The sequence below is a fragment of the Desulfosporosinus sp. BICA1-9 genome, from assembly GCF_000802135.1.
Map to the genome: position 1 here is coordinate 1 of NZ_JUEE01000051.1, position 10,526 is coordinate 10,526.

A 10,526-nucleotide genomic window follows, 5' to 3' on the forward strand; every position below is an offset into this window, starting at 1 on the left:
CAAAAACTGGGAGCTTATTAATGAATAAGCAGCTGGAAAATCTGCCTGAAAGACCAGCTATGAAAAGTCAAAGTAAATCTTTAGGAGGTGATTAAAATGGCGATTATTACAAGCAAGGTGTTAAAGCTAACTTTTCTTACCACCGGCGGCAAATCCTTCGTTATTTCCGTCCAACAGCCGAGGGAGAACCTGACACTGTCTGAGGCCCAGACTGTGATGGAAACGGTTATAGGCAAGAATATTATTAACAGTCCCAGCGGCGAACTGGCTGCGATACGAGATATCAGGGTGATCGATATGACCACCAACGATCTCTACGATCCACCGGTGACGTAAGCAATTTGCCCACAGAAAAGGAGGCGGCTTTGAACTGCACCCAGTTCTTTAGGCGCCTCCTTCTTCTTTGTCTTCTTTCCCGAACACCTCAGATAAATCATGAGCGGCCTGCTTACCTCGTTGGCATCCTGGATGGATTGCTTCCACCTCTTGGAACCTTGTAAGCCTACGACAATCTTACGAGATTTTATTATTATGTAACAACCTGGCCGGCCATAACATAAGATATTGTATCCGCGGTTGTTTAAGCCTGCGGCGGATCGTAAAGGGAAGAAACCCGCCACTCTTTAAGAGCGGGCTTCTTCTTTATTCTCATCATCCAAGAGAGGGTCCAGGAGCCTGAGCGGAACGGTGAGCGGTAGTGATCCGTTACGCCGAGTATCGACCCACCGCGAACATAAATCGTTGAGCTTTGCAAAGAACGGAAAATAACACCCAATGCTTTAAGCTATCGTGCCGCCATACCACAATCGACTATAAAAAGCATCCTAAATGACGAAAGCTTAAACCCCGGAATTGTAACGATTAAAAAGTTGTGTGATGGTTTGGAAATCTCGCTGCCGGACTTTTTTAATGCGGATGTCTTTCGCAACTTGGAACAAGAACTCAAATGATCTTTAGTATAAGTATCATAGCTTCTCTCCCTCAATTATACGAAAACAGAAAATTGTATTCGACAAATTCCGGGAGGTACCAGTGGATTGCGCCCTTGATTATTCCAATACCCTTCAAAAGTGGCCCGGATTTTCTCCAGAATATCCCCTGAGTCATGAATAATATTTCCATATTGTGAAGGATTCTCCTCCTTTATGCCGAAGATTATTGGATAGAAATGGAGGAATAGGTTTGACTATTCAAAAGGAAACTAATACTGAAGATATTAATAAAGAAATCTCGCTGTTAATGGCTTCTATTAAAAATCTTTTAGGAAGAATAGAAAAGATTTTTACCAAAGAAATTGTCGATCCTAAAAAGTTCCTTATAAATCTTAGAAATAGAGAGAAGTATTTAAATTGGATTATCAAACAGAATAAAATTCAATTTCAAGGGCGTATAGAGCATATTTATAAAAGAGATATCATTTATTGTAATTTAGGACATAATATTGGGAGTGAACAAAACAGCAAGCGGCCTGTTGTAATTTTACAAAATGATAAAGGTAATTCTAGTTCATTCACTACTATTGTAGCTCCAATATCAACTCATAATAATTGTGTAACAACGAAAGTTGGAGACAATTATACGATTGAATTTACAAATGATGAAGGGCAACGTGTATCCAAAAAATTAGATTATTATGAAATACCAGTGGAATTAGAACCAAACTATAAAACCGAAATTACCGGATACATTAATTTAGCTCAAATTCGAACTATTGATAAAAAACGATTAGATAATACTTTTGTGGCTAAAATTACTCATGAGAATTTTTCCCTTATTAAACAAGCATTTAATAGATTACTCTAGTTGACATTTAGTAACTTTAGGTTTAAAATTTAAGTACAACATACTTTGAAATACTCCAAATAGTCTTTGGAGTGTAAACACAACTTTTAGTTGTCGGCATGGTAATGCCGACTTTTAATTTTCTAAGACCTTCAGGATAGGGGGTCTTTTCTCATTCCCAAGGACATTATACCATATTTTATCATTTTGTCTTCGTAGGAATCATTAACCTATATACCGATTAAAGCTCCTTTTATTTCCGAAGGGTACCATTAAATCTGGTGCTGTTTTTCCATCACGCAGATACCATTCGATGGCTTTTTGGGCTTAGCCAATTTACTTTGGCTCCGCTCACAGTATTAGCTTGGAAAGCCAGCAATAGTTACAGCTGCTAAGAGTCTTTCGTGTATATGTAAGCATTAAGGTGCAGCGCGATTCTGTCTATCACGTCGCGATAAAGACCACAAGATAAGCCTAACCCCGTAATTGACTTGCCACTGGTTGGCAAGTCGATTACTTGCACCGTTAATTTCGAGCTGAACGTAGGTTAATAAATTGTCTTATATCATGGATTTGCGTATAATAATCTTAAGAGGTGAATCGCTTTGAAAACGAGTGATATAAAGGGTGTAAGGAATCATAAAAGAGTAATTTCCAGTGTTGGGGCTTCAATGGCGATGGAAGGATTACAACCGAGTTTACATGCTCAGGCACTTGGCAAACAGTACCTTGAAGATAAAATTACCAGCAGAGAGGCAGTTGCGAGGATAAAGGAAAGGCACTCTGCTAAATTTGGACGATGAAATGGGTAGCGGCTTTTCAACTTATGACCCTTTAGAAAATCGGCAGTCAATCTATTGTTATAAAGGAACGGATATATTAATTAACAAGGAAAACATCCGTGATGCAAAAGCTCTGGCTGAGTACGAAGCAGATATTACAATGATTCGGCAATATGAACTTGAAAATGAGCAGACTGTAAAAGGTAAATTTGGTATTACCCATTTACTACGGATTCATAAATATATTTTTCAGGATGTTTATCCTTTTGCAGGAAAGCTGAGGAGGGAGTTTATCGCAAAGGGAAGTACCCCTTTTTGTGATAGTCCATTTATTGAGGAAAACTTACAATTCTTATTTCGTAAACTAAATAAGGAAAACCATTTACGAGACTTGAGTACTGAAGAATTTTCCAAGAGGGCTGCCTACTATATGTCAGAACTCAATATGATTCATCCATTCAGAGAAGGAAATGGCAGAAGTATCAGGGAATTTATACGGCAGTTGGCATTTGAAAGAGGTTATATTATTAATTGGTCCTTGATTACAAGTGAAGTCTTGTTAGAGGCGATGATTACTGCGGTTAAAAGTATTGAACCATTAATAAGTTGCATCTTTCAATCCATAGAAAACAAGTAACTGCAAAAAGCAATAAAACGCACCTAGGGCTAGGTGCGTTTTATTGGTAGAAGCCGGTTTGATGGAAATTATATGGAATTCTGCTGAGGTGCATTTAGAACCAGTAATCGCCATAAAATTGTATTTTCCAGCATGAACCTGAAACGCTAAATAGAGCTCATCATCCTCGAAGCTCACTTTGGCGTGGGATCTCGATCCCTTTAAGAGACCGTTCAATCAATTACTAATTTGGGTACTGGGTTCCAATTGTTTTTGACATATTCAATAGTGCTACATCAACGAACCCCCATAGGGAGTCGACAATATTCGGGAAGTACCAGTCCCCTACCGAGCGGTCCCCTACCGAGCGCCTACCGAGCGAAGCGAGACGAGTATTTGCTTTGGTGTGTGATGTTAACTCTGTCTGAAATGGATTGCAAGTCATTTCTGCGCTTGTATCAAAACTGTCATATGCAGAAAAGAAAAAGAGGGGGAACAGGAATAAGCTTTACCCCCTTATACCCCCCTCTGGCGCAAATTTTACCACAGAACAGATTTCCTGTAAATCCATGGTTCACCATGAACCATGGGGTACAAGCCGATTTATATGTTCGTTACCGGCAGTCTACAGAAGCTGTGCGTTTCATATAGGCCCTCGTTATCCGGCACACAAATGTTTAATGCCAATGGCAAGTTTGCTAATATTGTTGTCTGGCAACGTGAGCCACTGTGTGCCGCTGTGTCGCGTTTTGTTAACAGCCTTAAGGGTTTGCCCATTCAGCAAAAATAAAACCGGATTTGGCGGCTTTCTGCGAAAGAGTATTTCCCTTCGAAACGCAGAGCAAAATGTTCTATGTCACCTTAATTTACGGGGTGAACCATGGGGGCGAAAACTGTGCAGGTTAAAGTGTCGGGGTCGCAAAGCTTCCCCGACACGGCTCACATCAGCCCGCAATGCGGGCTGAGAGGCACGTAGGAATCGGGGTCGGATTTCGTGCGAAGGGGTTGCAAGCGGGGTCATGCTTTACGGATTACCGCATTTTCAAGGGTTTACATAGGGGTCATTACTGACCCCTTACTTAGTGATGCCAACAAAAAGAAAGTCCAGGTCGCAAAAACCTGAGACTTTGAAGATCGATGGTTAGTCGCCAAGAATATTAACTTGTTCGGGTATAGTGGTTCCAGTAGTTATTTATCGAGCACCTCAGATATCTTTGTCAGTTTCTTACCAATTTCGCCTGTTTTACAATTGTCTCAATATCTATACCATCTAACCATTCATGACGTTCTTTGGTATAGTCACCGTAACCGGAATCAAATTGCCGAATAAACTCAACCATACCTACAGGCCCAAGCTTTTCCGTTAAAGCCTCAATGCCTAATCTGCGTATAGTGCTTAAATCTTTATGCATTATGCTACTCATCTTCATCAACCTCCATAAACCAATTTAGTGGGTTTGCTGTAGTAACGTCCAGCTTTAACCTCCTTGCCATATGTAGCAAGTTTTTGTCTGTAGTCAGAAACACGTCAGCTTTTGCATATTCTGCCGAAGCCAAGTGTAGACTGTCAAAGGCTTTAACTCCGGAAATTTGAATTTCGGTTGCCCGTTTTATAATAGTGTTATTTAACATAATTTTATCTTCGGCCAGCTTATAAAGCTCGTAGACCTTATTTTGTTTCCAATTATCAGGTGTTTTATCAATTTCTATATCAAGAACTTCACTTGACAGCAACTGCCATTCTCCTGACGCACATTTTGCTAATATGGCGATTATGGCATCGCTCTCAATTCTTATCTTGTCCTGCGTTTGGTCATCAAAGGGCCTGTTGAGACAGCAAACGTCCAAATAAACCTTCATCGGTTACACCTCGCTTCATGATTATATTATGCGGCAATTATCGCAAAACATCAATCCATGAATCCATGAATTGTAAAAGTCTTTATTAATACAGGACCTAGCATTAAGAGTGAATAACTGGAACTAATTATTAGACAAAATTATTTTCGGAAATCAGCCAAAACCCCTTGACATTTCCGAAATCTCCCCATAATCGCGAAGGATACCTTTACTTTTTTAAGGTATATCTTCCGATTAGAAGGTGATAACGCGTGAATTCTCAAGGCCAAGCTTCGTAGCCCTTTTCCGTAAGATTGTTTCTACTATAGCACTTCAACAGTACCTCATCGACTTGCTCACTGCAAAACTGAGGCAAAATTCACTGCAATAGAAAACGGGTCCAGCTGACTTTTCGCTGGACCCTTGTGACACATCTGTTTGTTAGAATCGTTGTGCCGAAAAACTAGCTGCAGAATTATTATTATGCGGTCAGTATCTTTATTACTAAATACTTGGTCTTCAAATGAATAGTCACAGATTAAGGTACCTTTTTGCTTTTAGTGACGCAACGAAAATTGCTTTCGGATTAACTTCAAAGTACTTTGATAAGCCACATTCAATTGTTGGTTTAATATTAGCATCTATGAACTGAATAGCAGCGGCAGATAGTGTTTCATTAGCAAAGAAATCCAAATCAACACTTTGGTACTGCTTTCCACAACACTCTAAGACGAATCTCCCGAAAACATCACAATCAGTTACTTTTGGATATTTTACTTCGGGACTTTCTCGTTTTATAAGAAACCCGAAATTAATAAAATAGCTATTTTCATAATTGGACTTCTGAGTTGTTATGACAGTAATTATTTCCTCATTGTCGTGATAGAATGCCTTATTTATATACTGAAAACCATATTGCGAGAGTATATTATCAAGTGCCTTTTTAAATTCTTTTTTATCCATAACAGCCTCCTAATAAGTATCTAGTTGCACTTTCCATCCTTCACCAAATTTTTCAACATTTCCTTGAATTTCTTGTAGGTATTGATCTAATTGTTTCTCGCCAGCCTTCATTGCTCTTGGATTATAAGGCTTCAACTCATGTATCGTCTTCGTTTCAAAATCAATAAAGTCAATTCTTTTGCCACTTGGAAGAATATACTCTTTGAACTTTGTTATGCCATCTGCAAGATCAGCCTTATATGCCTTGTGCATTTCTTGACCAAGCTTCATTGTAGACTTAGTATATGGTACAGCCTTACCCGCGCCCTCAGATGTAGGATCAAAAGGACAGAGATATGCTGTTTGAGACTGTACCTTGTTTTTTGAAGCGGCAAAAACGGCAGGGGTAAAAGCTTGCAGCAGGATAATCAGCGCAATCAACAGCACCGGCAGTTTCTTTCGCATATTTCTCACTCTCCTCTCGGGCAGGATATGCATTTTTCAGTCATTATGCCTGTTGTTTCGTCGTTTCAGGCTCGTAAGGTCTGTATTCCGTCTTGTTCTTCATCATACCATAGACGATATTGACCAGCCGCCGCATGATGCAGACCAAAGCCTGCGATTTCGTCTTACCTTCGCTGACTTTGCGAAGAAAATAGATGCGGAATATGGGGTTATAAGGCTTTCCTTTTGTTGAAACAGACACCATTGATACCGCCAGAAAATAAAACAATCCGTGCAGCTCACGGTTGCCCTGCTTGTTGCTTTCATCCTTGCCTTTGCCCGCAGAACTAAAGCTTTTCGGAGCAATCCCTGCGAAACAGGCCAGTTTATCGGCATTAGGGAAACGACGTATGTCGCCTATTTCGGCAATGAGCTTGCTTGCTATCGCGTTGCCGACACCGGGCAGGGTGGTCAGTTTGTACTCAAAGCAAGCCAACATTTTTTCGATTTCTGCTTCAATTTGAGCCAATTCAACTGCCTGATGCTCTAAATCCCTGACAAGGCTTTGGGTGATGAAGTCTCTTGAAGCTTGATAATCACGGATGGTATTGCCATCGTTTTGGACACATTCAAGAATTAATTCTGCCTTGCTTTTGGTGTAATTGGCAGATACAGCTTTTAGTTCTGCCATTAAATCCTCCGCTGATTTATTTTTCAAGTGGCCGGGTGACGGATAGTTTTTCCAAAAGTACAATGCCGTTTTCCGGTCGATTTCACAGAAGAATTTTTTGTAGCTTGGGTAAGCAGCCGACACCTGCTCATGCAAGGCGTTTTTCAGCCGTATACCGTCCTTGACAAGAGTATCCCGGCGGTTGACAAGCTGTGACATCGTCCAGTGATTGTCCTCCGGCTTTGCGTCGGGCAGGGTATGAAGCTGGTTGATCAGCACCGTTGCCACGCAATATGCGTCGTGCTCGTCGTTTTTCTTCATCATGGGTGCACTTTTGCGCTGGTCGTAAGCCAAGGATGGGTTTACATCTTTCACTGTATAGCCCTTTTCGATCAGCCAAACGGCAAGGCTCCTGCCGTAGCCATAGGCGTTTTCCAAGCCATAAATCGGGGACAGACCCAGTTTTACAGCCATCTTGTTTACTCTCTTTGCCAGCTTATTGAACTCGCTGGGCTTGTTTTCGATGACAATTGCATCTAATTTTTCATTCCAGCAATTCACCATTACGGCAGTATGGGTTTCCTTGTGCAAGTCCATACCGACATAGAGGTAATTTTCTCTCCTCTGCATATCATCCCTTCTTTTGTCCTGCCATCCACATAAAGCCCGAGTACCGGCAACCTCAGATGATAGCCTTCGTTCTCAGAACGGGCAAGGGCGCGACAGCCTATCTACCGCAAGACTCACAGTTTCAAACAGGTTATTTGCTTTGGTGTGTGATGTTAACTCTGTCTGAAACGGATTGCAAGTCATTTCTGCGCTTGTATCAAATCTGTCATATGCAGAAAAAGAAAAAAGGGAGAGTTAGAGTTACCCCCTTAAACCCCCTCTTGGCGCAAATTTTACCACAGAACAGATTTCCTGTAAATCCATGGTTCACCATGAACCATGGGGTACAAACCAGTTTATATGTTCGTTACCGGCAGTCTACAGAAGCTGCATATTACATTTTCATAAATACGCTCGTTATACGGCTCCCAAATGCTTAACGCCCTGAGCCACCGTGTACGCCTGTGTCGCGTTTTGTTAACCGCCATAAGGTGTTTGCCCATCCAGCAAAAATAAAACCGGATTTGGCAGCTTTCTGCGAAAGAACCTTTCCCTTCAAAATATACCCCCAAAATGTGCCTTCATCCCCTCAATCACAGGGTGAACCATGGGGTCGAAAACTGTGCTGGTTAAAGGAGCGGGGTCGCAGAGCTTCCCCGCTCCGGCTTACACCGCCCCGCAATGCGGGTCGGAAGCACATAGATATCGGGGTTAGATTTGCGGTTACGGGGTTGTAATCGAGGTCAGGTTTTGCAGATTATCGCTTTTATCAAAGGTTTTCATAGGGGTCATGCCTGGCCCCTATGAAATTAAAGATAAAGCTCACAAATTTGCTTTTTCCCCAATGTAACATTATCCGAAACGATGTGACCTATTAATGAAAATCATTCACTAAATATTACTTCAAATATAATATCATCGAAGTTCTCATCTGGGTGAGAGTCATTGCATTTATATCTTCTAGTATTTCCATTTAATTCAAGAATCATTGCTGCGCCGTTTAGCCATGCATCAACTCGACCACCACCTGTATCCCAAGCATTCCATACCATCAATTGTGATTTTTTTGAGGTTCCCTCGAAAGGAATATCCCCTTTAATGTCATCTGCCCATATGATGAAGTCATTTCCTTCACATGAATTAATAGTCATCAAACCATCTACTTTTATGCGTATTCCTTGTTTCCATTCTGAATTAGTTGATATGACTCTCAAATAGCCAGAAAATTTCTTTTTAATCGGAATTCGGTCAATTCTAATAAGTTCCAAATCTTTATATTTAATTGGAACTCCTTTAGCATTCATAAAATCCTTATCAAAACTTGGCATTAATCTACCTCCCTGTTTTTCTATATGGATCAATTAATTGATGTTCATCTGGCCATACTGGCCTTAGATTATCATAATTATTAATACCTGGTAAATTTGACCTCTGAGGTATTACATGGTGTAATTCCATTGATTCCATCTTTCCGGTCAATTCATTAAACCTTTGTGGAGCCAATCCCTTCTGCATTCTTACAATATTCTCAGGAGGATAATTCTGAGAGTTATAATATGATTCATTCTTCCAATGCCTTTGCCTTACAGTACTCCAAGAAGGCTGATTTCCTGCCTTTGTCAAGTTATCAATCGGGTCACCGACTTTCCATCCTTTTGCAACGTTACTCCCCGCGCCCTCACCAAATTTCATTAAACCTTTTTCGATAAACTTTCCACCTTTGCCTATTGCTACAAATATACCGCCAAGTACATTGTCAGCATATGACAGTCCTACTCCTACTGGCCCTAGAGCATTTAGTGAACCATTTGGAATAGGGTCACTAATCATCATTGAAGTACCAAGTTCGTCCAAAAATTGAAGACCATTTTGCAAGTAACCTAATGCCTTCACTTCAAATGTTGGATCAGCATCACTCGTCCCCTGAAGGGCATTTTCAATCGTCGGCAGCGAAATACTTCCACCTTCAGGCGGCGGTGGTGGGGTATAACTGCCTCCTCCTCCTCCGCTAGAACCTCCTCCACCAGAACTGCCTCCACCTGATGACGTACCTCCTGATGACGAGCCTCCTGATGTTGTATCTCCTGATGACGTGCCTCCTGATGACGTACCTCCTGATGTTGTACCTTCTGATGACGTACCTCCAGATGACGTGCCTCCTGATGTTGTATCTCCAGATGACGTGCCTCCTGATGAGGTCCCAATCGTTTCTCCAATTTGTAGATTTTCCGGTGTTCCAGTATAACCAAGATCCGTCCAGTTGCTCCCATTACCGGTTGTTTGTTCAGCTAAGCCCCATAAAGTATCCCCTGATTCGGCCGTATAGGTCCCATCACTATTATCAACCCAGTGCCCGGTTGGATCAGTCCGGTTTACCGGGTTATTCCAGGCATAAGCATAAGTATTCAAACTTTGCGGCTTGTTCAGTTGACCCATGAAGGTATCCGGCATGATAAACTGCCCAACCATAGGGTTATACCAACGTGAACCGAAGAAGGCTAGTCCTGTCTTTGGATCGTATTCCTTCCCTGTTATGCCCATCCGGCTGTAGGGAGCAAGCACTCCGGCGAACATGCCGCCGAAGGCATCCCAGCGGTATTTCACCACATTCTCGCCCAGGCGATCGGTTAAGTCCGTCACATTGCCCAAGGCATCGTAATGGTAGTACATTAACCCGCCCCTGGTTCTGATGTTATCGGCATTTCCCCAGGTTTTTCGGTTATGGAAGCCGAACATATTGCGGGCGATGACCTTTCCGTTTGCCGTATAGTATTCGGCAAGGGGTGAGCCTTCTCCTGTATATTCCTTAAGAAGTTGTTCCCCTCTATAAAGATAATCTGTT

At 41.6% G+C, this 10,526-nt stretch carries 12 protein-coding genes; 5 read left to right on the forward strand and 7 right to left on the reverse strand.

Annotated elements, in window-relative coordinates; translation table 11 throughout:
- Positions 1-96: 96 nt before the first annotated feature.
- The 5 genes from JL57_RS07060 (at position 97) to JL57_RS07075 (ending at position 3,201) form a co-directional block, all read left to right on the forward strand.
- On the forward strand, positions 97-336 hold the full coding sequence (locus tag JL57_RS07060; RefSeq protein WP_034141353.1) for a DUF2922 domain-containing protein: 240 nt from the start codon (positions 97-99) through the stop codon (positions 334-336).
- Between the two features lie 401 nt (positions 337-737).
- Positions 738-950 (forward strand): helix-turn-helix transcriptional regulator, encoded by a 213-nt coding sequence (locus JL57_RS33765; RefSeq protein ID WP_291299798.1) that lies wholly within the window; start codon positions 738-740, stop codon positions 948-950.
- A gap of 232 nt (positions 951-1,182) precedes the next feature.
- Positions 1,183-1,803 (forward strand): type II toxin-antitoxin system PemK/MazF family toxin, encoded by a 621-nt coding sequence (locus tag JL57_RS33770; RefSeq protein ID WP_291299795.1) that lies wholly within the window; start codon positions 1,183-1,185, stop codon positions 1,801-1,803.
- A gap of 584 nt (positions 1,804-2,387) precedes the next feature.
- On the forward strand, positions 2,388-2,585 hold the full coding sequence (locus tag JL57_RS07070; protein WP_034141354.1) for an antitoxin VbhA family protein: 198 nt from the start codon (positions 2,388-2,390) through the stop codon (positions 2,583-2,585).
- The gene (locus JL57_RS07075) at positions 2,575-3,201 is read left to right on the forward strand and encodes a Fic family protein (RefSeq protein WP_291299796.1); all 627 of its coding nucleotides are present in this window, start codon (positions 2,575-2,577) and stop codon (positions 3,199-3,201) included. Before JL57_RS07070 ends, JL57_RS07075 begins: the two co-directional genes overlap by 11 nt.
- 1,196 nt (positions 3,202-4,397) lie before the next feature.
- On the opposite strand, the gene JL57_RS07080 is transcribed toward JL57_RS07075, so the two are convergent.
- From JL57_RS07080 to JL57_RS07110, 7 genes are all read right to left on the reverse strand, one after another.
- Complete coding sequence (locus tag JL57_RS07080) at positions 4,398-4,604, reverse strand: hypothetical protein (RefSeq protein ID WP_291299797.1); 207 nt, start codon at positions 4,602-4,604, stop codon at positions 4,398-4,400.
- A complete protein-coding gene (locus JL57_RS07085; protein ID WP_034141355.1) occupies positions 4,597-5,040 on the reverse strand; it encodes a PIN domain-containing protein in 444 nt (147 codons plus the stop codon). The genes JL57_RS07080 and JL57_RS07085 overlap by 8 nt, the downstream gene beginning before the upstream one ends.
- A 510-nt stretch (positions 5,041-5,550) precedes the next feature.
- Positions 5,551-5,982 carry a DUF4304 domain-containing protein gene (locus JL57_RS07090; RefSeq protein ID WP_034141356.1) on the reverse strand — a complete coding sequence of 144 codons (432 nt, stop codon included), beginning with the start codon at positions 5,980-5,982 and terminating at the stop codon, positions 5,551-5,553.
- Between the two features lie 9 nt (positions 5,983-5,991).
- Positions 5,992-6,426 carry a hypothetical protein gene (locus JL57_RS07095; protein ID WP_034141357.1) on the reverse strand — a complete coding sequence of 145 codons (435 nt, stop codon included), beginning with the start codon at positions 6,424-6,426 and terminating at the stop codon, positions 5,992-5,994.
- 43 nt (positions 6,427-6,469) lie between these two features.
- Positions 6,470-7,705 carry an IS110 family transposase gene (locus JL57_RS07100; RefSeq protein ID WP_034141358.1) on the reverse strand — a complete coding sequence of 412 codons (1,236 nt, stop codon included), beginning with the start codon at positions 7,703-7,705 and terminating at the stop codon, positions 6,470-6,472.
- Positions 7,706-8,568: 863 nt separating this feature from the next.
- Positions 8,569-9,012 carry a hypothetical protein gene (locus tag JL57_RS07105; RefSeq protein WP_034141359.1) on the reverse strand — a complete coding sequence of 148 codons (444 nt, stop codon included), beginning with the start codon at positions 9,010-9,012 and terminating at the stop codon, positions 8,569-8,571.
- A 4-nt stretch (positions 9,013-9,016) separates the two neighbouring features.
- Positions 9,017-10,526 (reverse strand): RHS repeat-associated core domain-containing protein (locus JL57_RS07110; protein WP_034141360.1); only part of this gene is annotated, 1,510 nt, incomplete at its 5' end.

Bases quoted from the DNA above. Each gene is read 5' to 3' on its own strand.
- JL57_RS07100 (WP_034141358.1), bottom strand. From the start codon at position 7,705: ATGCAGAGGAGAGAAAATTACCTCTATGTCGGTATGGACTTGCACAAG.
- JL57_RS07105 (WP_034141359.1), bottom strand. From the start codon at position 9,012: ATGCCAAGTTTTGATAAGGATTTTATGAATGCTAAAGGAGTTCCAATT.
- JL57_RS07095 (WP_034141357.1), bottom strand. From the start codon at position 6,426: ATGCGAAAGAAACTGCCGGTGCTGTTGATTGCGCTGATTATCCTGCTG.
- JL57_RS07085 (WP_034141355.1), bottom strand. From the start codon at position 5,040: ATGAAGGTTTATTTGGACGTTTGCTGTCTCAACAGGCCCTTTGATGAC.
- JL57_RS07080 (WP_291299797.1), bottom strand. From the start codon at position 4,604: ATGAGTAGCATAATGCATAAAGATTTAAGCACTATACGCAGATTAGGC.
- JL57_RS07060 (WP_034141353.1), top strand. From the start codon at position 97: ATGGCGATTATTACAAGCAAGGTGTTAAAGCTAACTTTTCTTACCACC.
- JL57_RS07090 (WP_034141356.1), bottom strand. From the start codon at position 5,982: ATGGATAAAAAAGAATTTAAAAAGGCACTTGATAATATACTCTCGCAA.